At 71.7% G+C, this 14,742-nt stretch carries 12 protein-coding genes; 9 read left to right on the forward strand and 3 right to left on the reverse strand.

The window, feature by feature from the left end; all coding sequences use genetic code 11:
* Positions 1 to 16 precede the first annotated feature (16 nt).
* From efp to LCN96_RS18320, 5 genes are all read left to right on the forward strand, one after another.
* Complete coding sequence (efp, locus tag LCN96_RS18300; protein ID WP_225273946.1) at positions 17 to 577, forward strand: elongation factor P; 561 nt, start codon at positions 17 to 19, stop codon at positions 575 to 577.
* Between the two features lies 1 nt (position 578).
* Entirely contained in the window at positions 579 to 989 is a 411-nt protein-coding gene (gene nusB / locus LCN96_RS18305) for a transcription antitermination factor NusB (RefSeq protein ID WP_225273947.1), read from the forward strand.
* 468 nt (positions 990 to 1,457) lie between these two features.
* Positions 1,458 to 2,177, forward strand: coding sequence for a methyltransferase domain-containing protein (locus tag LCN96_RS18310; RefSeq protein ID WP_225273949.1), 720 nt, complete (start codon positions 1,458 to 1,460; stop codon positions 2,175 to 2,177).
* Positions 2,178 to 2,237: 60 nt separating this feature from the next.
* Positions 2,238 to 3,479 (forward strand): DNA polymerase IV, encoded by a 1,242-nt coding sequence (locus LCN96_RS18315; protein ID WP_225273950.1) that lies wholly within the window; start codon positions 2,238 to 2,240, stop codon positions 3,477 to 3,479.
* Between the two features lie 230 nt (positions 3,480 to 3,709).
* On the forward strand, positions 3,710 to 4,108 hold the full coding sequence (locus tag LCN96_RS18320; RefSeq protein ID WP_225273951.1) for a DUF3040 domain-containing protein: 399 nt from the start codon (positions 3,710 to 3,712) through the stop codon (positions 4,106 to 4,108).
* A gap of 335 nt (positions 4,109 to 4,443) precedes the next feature.
* Here the strand turns inward: LCN96_RS18320 and LCN96_RS18325 are convergent, their stop codons facing one another.
* The 3 genes from LCN96_RS18325 to LCN96_RS18335 are packed head-to-tail and all read right to left on the reverse strand — an operon-like array spanning position 4,444 to position 9,100.
* Complete coding sequence (locus LCN96_RS18325) at positions 4,444 to 6,870, reverse strand: transglutaminase family protein (protein ID WP_225273952.1); 2,427 nt, start codon at positions 6,868 to 6,870, stop codon at positions 4,444 to 4,446.
* Positions 6,867 to 8,129, reverse strand: coding sequence for a DUF58 domain-containing protein (locus tag LCN96_RS18330; protein WP_225273954.1), 1,263 nt, complete (start codon positions 8,127 to 8,129; stop codon positions 6,867 to 6,869). Before LCN96_RS18330 ends, LCN96_RS18325 begins: the two co-directional genes overlap by 4 nt.
* Entirely contained in the window at positions 8,126 to 9,100 is a 975-nt protein-coding gene (locus tag LCN96_RS18335; RefSeq protein ID WP_225273955.1) for an AAA family ATPase, read from the reverse strand. The genes LCN96_RS18330 and LCN96_RS18335 overlap by 4 nt, the downstream gene beginning before the upstream one ends.
* Positions 9,101 to 9,572: 472 nt before the next feature.
* Here LCN96_RS18335 and mraZ point away from each other — a divergent pair, with 472 nt between their 5' ends.
* The 4 genes from mraZ to LCN96_RS57650 all read left to right on the forward strand — a co-directional run bounded on the left by mraZ (position 9,573) and on the right by LCN96_RS57650 (position 14,733).
* Positions 9,573 to 10,004, forward strand: coding sequence for a division/cell wall cluster transcriptional repressor MraZ (gene mraZ / locus LCN96_RS18340; RefSeq protein WP_225273956.1), 432 nt, complete (start codon positions 9,573 to 9,575; stop codon positions 10,002 to 10,004).
* 223 nt (positions 10,005 to 10,227) lie between these two features.
* Entirely contained in the window at positions 10,228 to 11,193 is a 966-nt protein-coding gene (gene rsmH / locus LCN96_RS18345) for a 16S rRNA (cytosine(1402)-N(4))-methyltransferase RsmH (RefSeq protein WP_225273957.1), read from the forward strand.
* Positions 11,183 to 12,064: a hypothetical protein gene (locus LCN96_RS18350; protein ID WP_225273958.1), complete on the forward strand. Its 882-nt coding sequence runs from the start codon at positions 11,183 to 11,185 to the stop codon at positions 12,062 to 12,064. Before rsmH ends, LCN96_RS18350 begins: the two co-directional genes overlap by 11 nt.
* Positions 12,065 to 13,002: 938 nt before the next feature.
* Positions 13,003 to 14,733, forward strand: coding sequence for a peptidoglycan D,D-transpeptidase FtsI family protein (locus LCN96_RS57650; protein ID WP_449867115.1), 1,731 nt, complete (start codon positions 13,003 to 13,005; stop codon positions 14,731 to 14,733).
* The last annotated feature ends 9 nt before the right edge of the window (positions 14,734 to 14,742 follow it).

Here is a 14,742-nt window from a genome sequence, read left to right on the forward strand (position 1 = left end):
CGCGGGAGAAGAACGAGTGGCGACGACCAACGACCTCAAGAACGGCATGGTGCTGAAGCTCGACGGCGGTGAGCTGTGGGCCGTTGTGGAGTTCCAGCACGTCAAGCCGGGCAAGGGCGGCGCGTTCGTGCGCACCAAGCTCAAGAACGTCCTCTCCGGCAAGGTGGTCGACAAGACCTTCAACGCGGGCGTGAAGGTCGAGGTGGCCAACGTCGACAAGCGCGAGATGCAGTACTCGTACAAGGACGGCGACGACTTCGTCTTCATGGACACCGAGACCTACGACATGGTCAACGTGCCCAGCGCCACGGTCGGCACCGCCGCCAACTACATGCTGGAGAACACCCTGGCCACGGTGGCCTTCAACGAGGGCTCCGCGCTCTACGTCGACCTGCCCGCCGCCGTCGAGCTGACCATCTCCAACACCGAGCCCGGCCTGCAGGGCGACCGCTCCACGGGCGGCACCAAGCCCGCCACGCTGGAGACCGGCGCCGAGATCAAGGTGCCGCTGTTCATCACCACCGGCGAGAAGGTCAAGGTCGACACCCGCAGCGGCGAATACCTCGGCCGGGCCTGAGGTGTCGGCACGGGGCAAAGCACGCAGGCGGGCACTCGACATCCTCTTCGAGGCCGAGCTGCGCAGCGAGGATCCGCTGCGGATCCTCGCCGAGCGCGTGGAGCGGCAGGAGCCGCCGGTGAACGAGTACACCTCGACGATCGTCGAGGGCGTCGCCAGGCACCACGCGCGCATCGACGAGCTGATCACCACCTACGCCGAGGGCTGGACACTCGACCGGATGCCCGCGGTCGACCGCAACCTGCTGCGTGGTGGCACGTACGAGCTGCTCTGGATGCCCGGCGTGCCCGAGGGCGTGGTCATCAGCGAGTGGGTGCACCTGGCGGGGGAGCTGTCGACCGACGAGTCCCCGCAGTTCGTCAACGGCCTGCTCGCCCGCTTCAAGCAACTCAAGCCAAGCCTCACCCTTTAGACACCCCCTTCGATTGCGTCTTTGAGGGGCCGGGGCGGCGCGTTCGGGGTACGTTCCAACCACGCCGGCCTGCACCACGGCTCGCGCGAGGCGAGGGACGTGTAACGTCGCGCGGTCAGGCGTCGCACCCGCAGCCCGGGGCGGGGGCCTGACCGTGTGGCCGTGGCGAGACCGTACGGGAAAGTGGCGCGTCACCAGCCGCGACGCGCCCTTTTCCATGCCCGGGCCCGTGCGGCGGCGCGTCCTTCGTCGCGGTGGGCCCGTTCGGCGGTGCCACGGATGCCGTCCGGCGACTGAGCGGAACGGGTATCGGCGGTGGGGAGCGGGAGCTCCCGCGTACGGCGTAGGCTGGGGCCCGACCACGAAGAGAGCCGTTCGCGACGTGCACCTTCGCGGGCGTGCACATCATGCGGGGAGAGAGGCGAGCCGACGTTGCGTGCTGAAGGCGTCACCACGAGGACCCCGGCGGTGCGGACCGCCGTCGTCTGGGACGCGTTGCGCTCCATGCTGGCCGAGCGCACGGCGGCCACCGGCCGGGAGTCGCTCGACATCGTCGACGCAGGCGGCGGCACGGGCGGGTTCGCCGTCCCGCTGGCCGCGCTCGGTCACGCCGTCACCGTGGTCGACCCGAGCCCCGACTCGCTGGCCGCGCTGGAGCGCCGCGCCAAGGAGCAGGGCGTCAGCGTGCGCGGCCTGCAGGGCGACGCCGCCGACCTGGGCGACCTGCTCGACCGCGACTCCGCCGACCTGGTCCTGTGCCACAGCGTGCTGGAGTACGTCGAGGACCCGCTCAGCGCGCTGACCGCGGTCGCGGCCCTGCTGCGCAGGGGCGGGGCCGTCAGCGTGCTGGCCGCCAACCCCGTCGCCAGCGCCATCCACCGGGCGCTGTCCGGCCAGTTCGAGGAGGCCAGGGCGGTGCTCGACGACCCGAGCGGCACCTGGGGCGACCGCGACCCCACGCCCCGGCGCTTCGCCGCCGACACGCTCGTCGAGCTGCTGACCGCGACCGGGTTCACGGTCGGCGCGATCCACGGCGTGCGGGTCTTCGCCGACCTGGTGCCCAGCAGGCTCGTCGACGGCGAGCCCGGCGCGGCGGAGGCACTGGTGGCGCTGGAGCAGGCCGCCGCGACCCATCCCGTGCTGCGCGACATCGCCACGCAGCTCCACGTGCTCGGCCATCGCGGCTGAAGGAAGAACGGATGATTGCTCCCCTCGGTGTAGAACGCGTGTTCGGATAGACTCGAAGGCGTGTCTCGCAAGCAGATCACCGGCATCGGCCCCGCTCCGCGGACCGGGGTCGATGACAGCGGCTGCCCGATCCTCCACGTCGACATGGACGCGTTCTTCGCCAGCGTCGAGCTGCTCGACCGTCCCGAGCTGCGCGGCCGCCCGGTGATCGTGGGCTCGCCGGCCGGGCGCGGCGTCGTGCTCAGCGCCACCTACGAGGCCAGGGCGTTCGGCGTGCACTCGGCGATGCCGATGAGCAGGGCGCGCAGGCTCTGCCCGCAGGCCACGATCATCCCGCCCAGCCACGTCAAGTACTCCGAGGTCTCCAAGGGCGTCATGGAGATCTTCCACACGATCACCCCGCTGGTGGAGCCGATCGCGTCCGACGAGGCGTTCCTCGACGTCGGCGGCGCACGGCGGCGACTCGGCCCGCCCGCCGCGGTGGCCGCGATGATCAGGGAGCAGGTCCTCGACCGCTACGGCATCACCTGCTCCGTCGGCGTGGCGAGCAGCAAATTCGTGGCAAAGCTGGCCTCCAAGCAGTGCAAGCCCGACGGGTTGCTGGTGGTGCCGGCCGACCAGGTCGTCGACTTCCTGCATCCGCTGCCCGTGTCGGCCCTGTGGGGGGTCGGTGAGCGCACCGAGCAGTCCCTGGTACGCCTGGGCATCCGCACGGTCGGAGATCTGGCCAGAGTGCCGCCCAGCACGCTCCAGCGGGAGCTGGGGCAGGCCGTGGGGGGCCATCTGGCGGCACTGGCCTGGGGGCGTGACGAGCGGCCCGTGAGCGCCCACGTGCCCGACAAGAGCATCGGCAACGAGGAGACGTTCGCGGCCGACGTCGACGATCCCGAAGTGATCAAGCGGGAGCTGCTGCGGTTGTCGGAGCGGGTGGCGGCCCGCATGCGTAAGGCCGGTCACGTGGGAAGAACTGTAAGTGTGAAGCTACGCCGAGCCGATTTCACCACGATCAACCGCTCGCGCACGCTGCGTGAGCCGACCGACGTGGCACAGGTGATCTACGCCACCGCCTGCGAGCTGTTCGAGGCGGCCGGGCTCGACCGGGTGCGGTTGCGCCTGGTGGGGGTGCGGATGGAGAACCTGCGGCCGGCTGACGAGGCCACCCGCCAGCTCGCACTGGGGGAGAAGGAGACCGGGTGGCGCGAGGCTGAGCAGGCCATGGACAAGGCGATCCGAAGATTCGGGCCCGATGCGGTGCTCCCGGCGTCGCTCGTACGTGGCAAGCTTGATGAAATAGAGACATGACGTTCGATGTCCGGACATGCTGGGGGCGCCCGTGTCAGGATTTTGGGGAGAGGGGGGCGAGATGGGCCACAATAGAGCCATGACGTCACCTCCGGTTTGGTCTGCGTTGGACGTTTGCTTTCGCCTACGTCTACAGCCTCGTATTCTGGGGATAACCGACCGCGAGGTTCGGACACCCCGTGTCGTCCGTTGCCGTCTTCCCCGTCCTGGGGCCGTCCTTGGGAGGCGCCGTGCCGCTCTCTGAGCACGAGCAGCGCTTGCTCGACCAGATCGAGCAGGCCCTCTACGCCGAGGACCCGAAGTGGGCCAACACCGTAAGGATCAGTGACCCGCGCAGCCATTACAAGCGTCGCCTGATCAAAGCCTCCATCGGCTTTGCCCTGGGCGTCGTCATCATGATGGTCGGCGTGGTGATGAGTCTGATCCCGCTCGGCGTCGGCGGTTTCGTGGTCATGCTCGCCGCGTGTCTGTGGGGCCTGTCCAGTTGGAAAAAGATGAATGGGTTCGGTGACTCCGCCCCAGCCTCAGGCACGGCACCTCCTCCGGGCAAGCAGGCCCGCAGGGGTAACCGGGGCAGTTTCATGGAGCGCATGGAAGAGCGCTGGCGCCGTCGTCACGACGAGCGCTGACCCGATCGATAGAGCGACTGCGCGCGGCCGCCCCCTTCTTCCGGGGACGGCCGCACGTGCGGTCGGTGTGAACGCGGGGCTCGACGGTGCCCGCCGCCCGATGGGCGTCCGGTGCTGTCGTGCCCCTTCGCATGCGGGCAGTGGTTCGTCCGGCCGGGGAGATACGGGGCCCCGGGTGTGAAGGACCGTCCGGCCCTCGCATGCGGAAGCTCGCGTGTGCGGAAGCTCTCGCATGGCGCAAGCTCCCGCGTGCCGAGGCTCGCGTGTGCGGATCCTCGGGTGCGCGGATCCTCGGGTGCGGGTGAGCGATCACCCGCACCCGAGGATCCGGTGCCTCAGCCGCCCTTCTGGGCCGCCGTCCGCCGCAACCTGATCGTCTCCAGCAGGTCGAACCCGTCCAGCAGGCGCTCGCCGAGTTGCCGCAGCCGGCGCAGCGTCGACGGGGGCAGCAGCACCGCCCGTACCCGCCGGCCGCGCGGCACCGTGACCGCCAGCGCCTGCCGCACCTTGCGCAGGTCCTTGCTCATGGGCTCGATCCGGCCCGGATCCCGGGCGAACAGCACCCGCTCGACCGCCGAGGCGATGGCCGTGACGGCCGCCGCCGAGTCGGCGTCGAACTCGTACTGCTGGATCAGCCGCCGGGCCAGCGCCCGCGGGGTCTCGCTGGACTCGCGGGCCATGCCGTAGTCGTACAGCACGTCGTCCAGCTCGGCCCACGCGGCGGCGACCGTCACCTGGTTGCGGCCCGCGACCATCCTGGCCGTCAGCTCGTCGGAAGGCTGCGACACCTTCCAGCCGAGGCTGCGCACCCGCCGGTTCCTGGTGATCAGCCGCAGGCCGGCCGGGATCAGCAGGACGAGCACCAGCGCCGCCGCCCCGATGCCGATCTTGCCGATCAGCGGCATCGAGTCGTCGGGCGGCAGGGTGCCGGTCGCGACCGTGCCCTCGCGGTCCAGCTCGCGGATGTTGCGCCGGGCCGTCGGGTCCTGCGGCTCGTCGGCGGAGGAGCTGGTCGCCCCCGGCGTCGGCGTGCTGCTCGTGCCGGGCGTCGGGGTCGGCCGCGGCTGGGCGTACACCGGGACGCGCGCGCTGCCCTGACCGGCGGCACCCGACGGGGTCGGCTCGAACGGCAGCCAGCCCACGCCCTCGAAGTACAGCTCCGGCCAGGAGTGGGAGTCGTTGGTGCCGACCTCCCAGCGGTCGCCGATCTGCACGCCGCCCGTGTAGCCGATGGCCACCCGCGACGGGATGCCCACCAGCCTGGCCAGCACCGCCATCGACGCGGCGAACTGCTCGCAGTAGCCGACCCGGTCACGGATCAGGAAGTCCCGCAGCGCCGAGCCGCTGTGTCCCTGCGTGCGCAGGTCGTACTGGAAGTTGCCCGGCTTGGTGAAGAACTCCTGCAGCTTCAGCGCCGCGTCGTAGGTGGTCTTGGCGCCCGCCGTGACCTCGTCGGCCAGCTCCGCGATCTCCGGCGGCAGGTCGCCCGGCAGGGCGAGGAAGCGCCTGTCCACCTCGGGCCTGATGCCGTCGAGGGAGTCGAGCAGGTCCACGGTGGGCTCCGGCTCGCTGGTCGAGACGTCGTACTCGATGCCGGCGGCCTCCTCGCGGGTGGAGAAGACCATCAGCGTGTCCACGTCGGCCCGCCAGTCGCCGTCCACCCGGATCTCCCTCGCCGGGTACGGCAGCGGCAGGAACTGCAGCCGCGCGATCTCGTCGCTGATCTGGACGTTGGTGACGACGCTGCCGAGCTTGACCTCGGGGCCGAGGCCCGGCGGATCGGGCAGCGGGCCGTTCTCCGTCCTGTTCTGCGGCGCGCCCTTCGGCTGCGTCATGCCGAACTGCTGCCCGTCGAAGGTGTCCAGCGCGTAGATGCGCAGGTACCGGGGCTTGTTGTCGTTGTTGGCGTAGGTCAGGACGACCCGCCGCTCCGGCAGGTCGAGCTGGCCCTTCAGGTTCGCGATCGGGTTCGGGATGCTGATCGAGTTGCCCGGCCCGGCGCCGCGCCCGCCCACGCCGAACGTGAAGAACGACACCGGCTCCATGGCCGGCAGCGCCGCGGGCAGCAGCACGGCCAGCAGGATCGCGGCGAACCCGATGCGCTTGCCCGACAGCCGCATGGCGCTGGTGTCCGCCGAGCTGCCGGTCGGCGTGCCCGCGGTGGCCTGGCGGGTACGGCGTACCAGCACCGCCCTGCCCCAGTGGCCCACCCGCTCGCGCCCGTCGGCGATCAGCAGGCTGACGAACCCGAGCGCGGCCACGATGAACGCCCACCAGCTGATCGGCTCGGTGAGGATCGTCGCCGGCACCGTGGCCAGCGCCAGCAGCGGCAGCCCTGACAGAGCTGCTCGCCGCACCCGCGCGGCGAGCAGGTCCACGCAGATCGCGATGAGCGCGACCCCGCCGGCGGTCAGCAGCGTGATGCCCTCGGTCTCCGGTACGGGGGCCGCGAACCGCTGGATGTCGGCCCAGCCGACGCCCAGCAGCCTGGCCAGCTCCACCACCGACCCCTTGGTGGGCACCACCCACGCCCACGCCTCCTCCGAGGCGAAGGCCGCGGTCAGGTAGATCCACGTCGCGGCCACGCCCAGGAACGGCGCCGACCATGCGGGCAGCGACAGGCGGCTGCTCACCAGGCCCGCCGCCACCACGGCCAGCACGGCCCCGAGCGAGGTCCAGAACCAGCCGCCGCCCTGGAAGAGCGGGGAGAGCAGGAAGGCCGCGGTGAACGCGGCCACTCCCGAGGCGATCGTCAGTCTCATGCCGCTCCTCCCGCGGGGCCGAGCGCGTATCTGCCGCGGTTGGCGGCGTCCTGCCAGACGGAGGCGATCGAGGTGCCCGCGGGCAGCCGTACGATGCGCCAGCCGTACCCGGCCAGCACGGTCTGCACGGCCTGGTGGTTGTCCTCGGCGGCCCGGTCGCGCCCCTCCCACGTGCTCACGTCGAGCAGCACGGCCACGCCGGTGATGCCGCTGTGCCGCAGCCTGGCCAGCTCCCTGGCCTCGTCGGCGTCCATCGCGCCGAGCACCGCCACGATCAGCCCGTCGCCGCCGCCTGAGCGCAGCGCCGAGATGCCCATCTCCAGGGAGCGGGCCGGGCTGTGCCGTACCACGGCCAGGGTGTCGAGCAGCGAGTAGCTCAGGCCGGAGTCCGTCAGGTGCTCGGCGCCCTGGTCGGTGACCAGCCGCAGGCCGAGCCCCTCGTGGGCGAGGTGCACGCCGATCGAGGCCGCGGCCGAGACCGCCACCTCGAACGACGAGCGCGGGCCCTCGCCGCGGTGCGCGTGCCTGCGCGTGTCCAGCAGGAGCGCGCCGCGGCTCTGCCACTGCTGCTCCTCGCGGCGCACCATCAGCTCGCCGTAGCGGGCCGTCGAGCGCCAGTGCACCCGGCGCAGGTCGTCGCCCTGCCGGTACTCGCGCGGCGCCACGTCGTCGTCGCCGGCCGCCGCCACGCTCCTGGTCCTGCTGTCGCCGCCGCCCGTCCACTCACCCGACAGCCGTACGTGCGGCAGCGCCGCCACGTGCGGCGTCACCACCAGCGTGTCGCTGATCGTGAACGAGCGGGTCAGCTCCACCAGCCCGAACGGGTCGGCGATGCGGATGGACAGCGGCCCGATCGTGTACCGGCCGCGCAGGTCGGAGCGGACCCGGTAGTCGATCTCCCGCACGCCGCGCGGCTCCACCCTGTCCAGCACGAACCGGGGCCGCACGCCCAGCGCGTACGGCACCGTGTCCTCGATGAGCAGCAGGCCGGTGGGCAGCCTGGTGACGTTCTCCAGCCGCAGGGTCACGGTGGCCTCTCCGCCCACCTCGGCCCTCGGCGGGTCCAGCCGCCTGGCGCAGCTCAGCCGGTAGCGGGTGCGCGCCACCACCATCGCGGCCAGCAGCGGCAGCGCCGTCACCAGCACGCCGATCCTGAACAGGTCGTTCTCGCCCAGCAGGAACGCCATCAGCAGGGCCGCGATGCCGGACGCCAGGAACGACCTGCCCCTGGACGTCAGCGCCCGCATCCCGGCTCTCACGCGCGGGTCTCCGGCACCGGTACGCGCCTGATCAGATCCGTCACCACCTGCTCGGGCAGGCGGCGCTGCCCCTGCGCCTCGACGCTGGGCAGGAGGCGGTGCGCCAGCACGGGGATGGCCAGGTCCTGGAGGTCGTCCGGGATGACGTAGTCACGCCCGGCCAGGGCCGCGTGCGCCCGCGCGGCGCGTACGAGCTGCAGCGTGGACCGGGGAGAGGCGCCCAGCCGCAGGTCGGGGGAGTGACGGGTGGCCACGACCAGGTCGATGGCGTACTTCTTGACCGCCTGCGAGACGTAGATCCCGCGGACGGCCTCGATCAGCGCGCGCACCTCCGCCGTCGTCGCCACCGGCTCCAGCTTGTCGAGCGGCGAGGTCCCCCCGTGCACGTCGAGCATCTCCAGCTCGGCGGTCGGCTCGGGGTAGCCCATCGCGACGCGCGCGGTGAAGCGGTCGCGCTGCGCCTCGGGCAGGGGATAGGTGCCCTCCATCTCGATCGGGTTCTGGGTCGCGATCACCATGAACGGCGCGTCGAGCTGGTACGTGCGCCCGTCCACCGTCACCTGGTGCTCCTCCATGCACTCCAGCAACGCGGACTGCGTCTTCGGGGAGGCACGGTTGATCTCGTCACCCACCACGATGTTGGCGAAGACGGGCCCCGGCTTGAACTCGAATTCGCGCGTCTGCTGGTTGTAGGCGCTCACTCCGGTGATGTCGCTGGGCAACAGGTCGGGGGTGAACTGCACGCGGCGCACCGGGCAGTCGATGGAGCGCGCCAGCGCCTTGGCCAGCATCGTCTTGCCGACACCCGGCACGTCCTCGATCAGAAGATGGCCCTCTGCGAGCAAGACGGTCAGCGTGAGGCGGACGGCGTCGCTCTTGCCCTCGATCACCGATTCGATGGCCTGCCGAATCCGGTGGGCTGTGGAGACCAGCTCGTCGAGCTGGGGAGGGACGTCATGGGTTACTGCCACCAGGCCTCCATCAGAAGTGCGACGGCTGTCCCGGTACGGTGCCTTTGCGGGAGCCATGCCATTCCTTTTCCATTGTCTGTACGACCCTACGACGCTGCGGGTTCTTGAGCGACATTTGCGGATATTCCAGCGAACACCGGCAAAGTTCCTGTTCTTGTGGCATAGCAGTGCGAATCCAGTGACACAGCGCACCCCACGGAGCGCCCCACTTTCCCCCACTCCGAAGCCCCCCGGCCCCTCCAGCCCCTATTTCCACGGGCTTGCGAACCCTCGACACGCCCATGAGGGTTGACCCCCCGCGCCCCGCCCCCCACCCCCCTCCATCGCTCTGACCTGCGGTAACGCATCGGAAACCGATGATGAAGACGGTTCGAATCAGTTGACGGTGGGGAGAAGTGGAGTATGGTGGTGCGCAGTGGAGAGCCCGGTGCACCAGCGCTGAGCGCTTCACGAGGCACGGGAGGTGGGGCCGATGTTCCTCGGCACCCATCAACCGCGTCTGGACGACAAGGGACGGCTGTTCCTGCCGGCTAAGTACCGTGAGGAGCTGGCGGAGGGTCTTGTGATCACCAAAGGCCAGGAGCGATGCCTCTACGTCTTTCCCGTGGAGGAGTTCCAGCGCATTACCGAGGCTCTCAGCACCGCCCCGGTCACCGCCAAGGCGGTGCGTGACTACAGCCGCGTCTTCTTCGCCAGCGCGTCCGACGAGAAACCAGACAAGCAAGGGCGCATCACGATCCCGCAGAGCCTCCGCGCGTACGCGGGGCTGGAGCGTGACTGCGTCGTCATCGGGGCCAACACCCGGCTGGAGATCTGGGACGCCCAGGCCTGGGACACCTATCTCAGCGCGCAGGAGCAGGCGTTTTCCGAGCTGTCGGAGGAGGTGCTGCCAGGGATCTTGTAGTGACCACGGTCGATCCGTCGGTGATGTCGTTCGGCGAGGTCTCCACCCGCAACCACTGTCCGCCAACTGATGCACCTTCCCCGGTGTCAGATGGCGGGCGTCCACGAAGAGGGTGCGGATGGGGACCTGGCCGGGCGGCTCCGGGTGGGGACCCAGGGAAAGGACCGGCGGACGATCGATGAACGCGTCATCCGCGAGCAAGGACGCGAGAGGGGGGTTGGAGATGAGTGACGACGTCGGCAACGGCGGTCACGTTCCGGTGATGCTCGAGCGCGTTCTGGAGCTGCTCGGCCCGGCGCTGTCCGCGCCCGCCCCGGTCGTCGTCGACGCCAACCTCGGCCTCGGCGGCCACTCGGAAGCCCTGCTCGCCGCCCACCCCGGGCTGCACCTGATCGGGATCGACCGCGACCCCTTCGCCATCGACTTCTCCACGCGCAGGCTCGCCCCCTACGCCGAGCGCGTCACCCTCGTGCACGCCTCCTCCGCGGACCTGGCCGACGTGCTCGCCCGCACGGGGCGTACCGCGATCAACGGGGCCCTGTTCGACCTCGGCGTCTCCTCACCGCAGCTCGACGAGGCCGAGCGCGGGTTCGCCTATTCCTACGACGCGCCGCTCGACATGCGCATGGACACCTCCCAGGAGCTGACCGCCGAGCAGGTCGTCAACACCTACAGCGCCGCGGAGCTGACGCGCATCCTGCGCGACTACGGCGAGGAGAGATTCGCCCAGCGTGTCGCGGGTCTGATCACCAAGGAACGGGCCAAAGAGGCAATAACGTCTACGAAGCGGCTGGCGGACATCGTGCGCGAGGCGATCCCCGCCGCGACCCGGCGCACCGGGGGCAACCCGGCCAAACGGACTTTCCAGGCGCTGCGCATCGAGGTGAACGCCGAGCTGTCCGCCCTGGAGGCGGCGCTCCCGGCGGCGCTCGACGCGCTGGTGCTCGGTGGGCGAGTCGTCGTGCTCTCCTACCACTCACTGGAGGACCGGCTCACCAAGCAGGCCCTCACGGCGCGAACCAGGGACACCAGCCCACCGGGGCTGCCCGTCCCGCTACCGGCTCACCAGCCGAGGTTCCGCCTGCTGACGAGGGGAGCGGAGCTCCCAAGCGACGAAGAGCTCGCCCGCAACCCGCGGGCGGCCTCGGCCCGGCTACGGGCGGCAGAGAGGATCCGTGTTGACGACTGAGCAGGAGACCGGCAAGGGTGCATCCGGCCGCCGCGCCGTGCCCAAGACGGGCACGCGCCGCTCGGCGACGGCGCACCAGCCCAAGCCGCGTCCCCGTCCCGACGCGCGGCGCGAGCCCGAGGCCAAGCGCTCGGCCGCCGAGCAGGCCCGCGCCGAGGCCGCCGGGAGGCGGCCGGCCGACGAACGCGCACGCGCCGACGCGGGCGGCACGACGCCCACCGCCGGCCGCGCGCGGGGCGCCGCCGGTCGTGAGGCGGGTGTGCGCGGTGCCGCCGGTCGTGATGCGGGTGAGCGGGTGCGTGACGCGGCCGGTCGTGAGGCGGGCGGGCGCGTGCGTGAGGCCGCTGGTCGTGATGCGGGTGAGCGCGTGCGTGAGGCAGCCGGTCGCGAGGCGGGCCAGCGCGTGCGTGAGGCCGCCGGCCGGGAGACTCCGGCCGCCGAGCGGTCGCGGGTCAAGAGCCGCAGGACGCCGGTCGTCGAGCGGGTGCGCGGCCAGGCCGCGGGCAAGCGGCCGGTCGGCGGCTCCTCACGGGCCGAGGCCGGCCGTCCCGCGGCGCGGCGCGGTCCCGCGCGCCGGCAGCGGGCGCCGTTCGTGCTGCTCGTCGTCGGGCTGCTCTGCGGCGGCCTGGTGAGTTTGCTGCTGCTCAACACCATGCTGGCCCAGGACGCCATCACCGACGCCAACCTGCGCAAGGAGATCGCCGAGGCGCGGCTGCAGAACGAGCAGATCGACCAGGAGTACCAGCGCAAGACGCAGCCGGAGAACATCGCCCGCCTGGCGGAGAACCAGGGCTACGGCCGCGACTGGGACGAGGTCAACAGCTGGAGCAGCGCGGGTGACCAGGCGAGCCAGGTGGACACGGAGCGGTGAGGGAATCAGGCGGCAGGGGGCAGGGTCCCGGCCGCGGCGCTGGCGGCGCCGGCTCTCAGGGAGGGCCAGGCGCCGCTCGTCGTACGCCGGGAGGTCCGGGGCGGACGGGGCGCCAAGGGGGCACCTCACGCGCTGACGGCGGGCGCACCGACGGCGGGCGTTCCGACGGCGGGCGTTCCGACGGCGGGCGTTCCGACGGCGGGCGTTCCGACGGCGCGGGCCGTCCCGCGTCGCCTGAGAACCCGCCGCGACGCCCGCGCGATCCTCTCGACCTGCCGTTCGGACGCGACACGTTCGGGCGCGACGACGGCCGCGACCGGCCGGGCCGCGACTCCGGCGACGACGCGCGCGGCCGGTCCAGGCAGGAGCCGTCGGACGACGGGCGTGGCCGATCCCGGGGGCAGGAGCCCTCCGACGACGCGCGCGGACGCTCGCGTTCCCGCGACGACCGCGCCGGTGGACGGTCACGCGCGGAGAGCGGCGACGGCACCCGCAGGCGGCCCCGCGACGACGGCGAGCGGCCGAGAGGTCCTCGCGGCGACGGCGAGCGGCCGAGAGGGCGCGGTGACGCCGACTCCCCGCGCGGGCGCGTCTCCAGGGACGGCGAGGACGCCGAGCGCCTCAGGGGGCGCGTGCAGGGACGTGACGACCGCGGGCGCGGCCGCCCTGGCGACCGCGCCGACGACCGGCACGCCGCCCCACGCGGCGCGGGGACAGGGCGCTCCGGGGCCGAGGCTGGACGCGGCGTGGCCGGGGCGGGGCGGGGCGGGGCCGAGGAGGCCAGGCGCAGGAGCAGGCAGGAGGACGGGCCGCAGCGCCGTACCCCCACGGGCAGTCCCCGGCCGGAGGCGCGCGAGCGCGCGGCGCGGCGCGGCGGCGACGTGCCGCCGCCCAGGGGCCCGCGCAGGCCGCCCCCCAGGCCACCGCGCCCGCCGCTGGTGCTGCGGCTGGGCAGCCCGCGCAGGCGCATCAACTTCGGCCTGATCGGCATGACGTTCATCCTGTCGATCTTCGCCGGACGGCTGATCCAGATGCAGGGCCTCGACTCCAAGGTGTACGAGGCAGCCGCGGCCGACCAGCGCCAGCACACCGAGACGATCCCGGCCAAGCGCGGCTCGATCACCGACGTCAGCGGCCACGACCTGGCGGTCACGGTGGAGGCCCGCGAGGTGTCGATCGACCCCACCAAGGTGCCGGCCGACGTGCGCGCCAAGATCGCCAAGGTGCTGGCCCAGCAGCTCGGCAAGGACGAGCAGGAGATCGCCGCCAAGCTGGCCAGGACCGGCACCCACTACCAGCTCCTGGCCAGGGACGTCGATCCGGTCGTGGCCACGCGCCTGCTGCAGGCGCGGGTGCCCGCGCTGTCGTCGAAGAAGACCTACAAGCGGTTGTACCCGGCGGGCGACCTGGCGGGCAGCCTGATCGGGTTCGTCGGCGACGAGGGCAACGGCCTGGGCGGCATGGAGCAGGCCAAGAACTCCCTGCTGGCCGGCCGCGACGGTGAGCAGCGCGTCGAGACCGGACGCGACGGCCAGCGCATCCCGATGACCAGCAGCCAGCGCACCGCGCCCGTGGACGGCCAGGACGTCCGGCTGACCATCGACCGCGACATCCAGTGGGCCGCCCAGAAGTCGATCGGCGAGCAGGTGCAGAAGTCCGGGGCCGACAGCGGCACCGTGATCGTCATGGACGTGCGCACGGCGCAGATCGTCGCCATGGCCAACGCCCCCGAGCTCGACCTGAACAACTGGCGCAAGGCCCCCGAGTCCCGCTACGTCAACAAGGCCGCCGCCGACGTGTTCGAGCCCGGCAGCACCAACAAGGTGATCACCGCCGCCGCCGCGCTGGAGGCCAAGGCGGTCACGCCCGACACGGTGTACCAGGTGCCCGACCGGATCAGGTGCGCCGACCAGGTGCTGCGTGACGCGCACGCGCACAAGGTGGAGGCGCTGACGTTCCGCCAGGCGATGGCGCAGTCCAGCAACGTGGCCACGGTCATGGCGGCGCGCAAGGTCGGCAGCCAGAAGTTGTACGAGATGCTCAAGGCGTTCGGGTTCGGCACCACGCCGGGCGGCGGCGTGCCCAGCGCGGAGGCGGGCCTGCTGCCCGACTATCGCAAGTGGTCGGGCAGCCAGAGCTGTACGGTGGCCTACGGCCAGGGTGTGTCGGTGACCGCGCTGCAGATGGCCAGCGTCTACCAGACGATCGCCAACGGCGGCGTGAAGATCGAGCCGCAGATCGTGGCCGGTACGACCGACGCCACGGGCAGGTTCGTCCCTGCTCCTGCTGGTAAGCAGACCAGAGTGGTGAGCGAGACGACTGCCGAGGAGATCACGACCATGCTGGAGAGCGCGGTGGGCGAGGAGGGCACGGGCCAGCTCGCGGCCATCGACGGCTACCGGGTGGCGGGCAAGACGGGCACGGCCAACCGGTACGACGCCGAGCTCGGCCGCTACGAGGGCTACACCGCCTCGTTCGTCGGGTTCGCCCCTGCCGACCAGCCCAGGCTGGTGGTGCTCTCGGTGCTGCAGAACCCGAAGAAAGGCCATTTCGGCGGGGAGCTGGCGGCCCCCGTGTTCAAGGATGTGATGACGTTCGCCATCAAGAGCAAGAAGATTCCTCCCACAGGCTCCGCCGCGCCGACGGTGCGTACGCGCGCCGGACAGTGACCAGGGAAG

Source organism: Nonomuraea gerenzanensis (assembly GCF_020215645.1).
Classification (GTDB): domain Bacteria; phylum Actinomycetota; class Actinomycetes; order Streptosporangiales; family Streptosporangiaceae; genus Nonomuraea; species Nonomuraea gerenzanensis.

Coding starts and splice junctions, on each gene's coding strand:
- mraZ (WP_225273956.1), top strand. CDS start 9,573: ATGTTCCTCGGCACCCATCAACCGCGTCTGGACGACAAGGGACGGCTG.
- LCN96_RS18325 (WP_225273952.1), bottom strand. CDS start 6,870: ATGAGACTGACGATCGCCTCGGGAGTGGCCGCGTTCACCGCGGCCTTC.
- rsmH (WP_225273957.1), top strand. CDS start 10,228: ATGAGTGACGACGTCGGCAACGGCGGTCACGTTCCGGTGATGCTCGAG.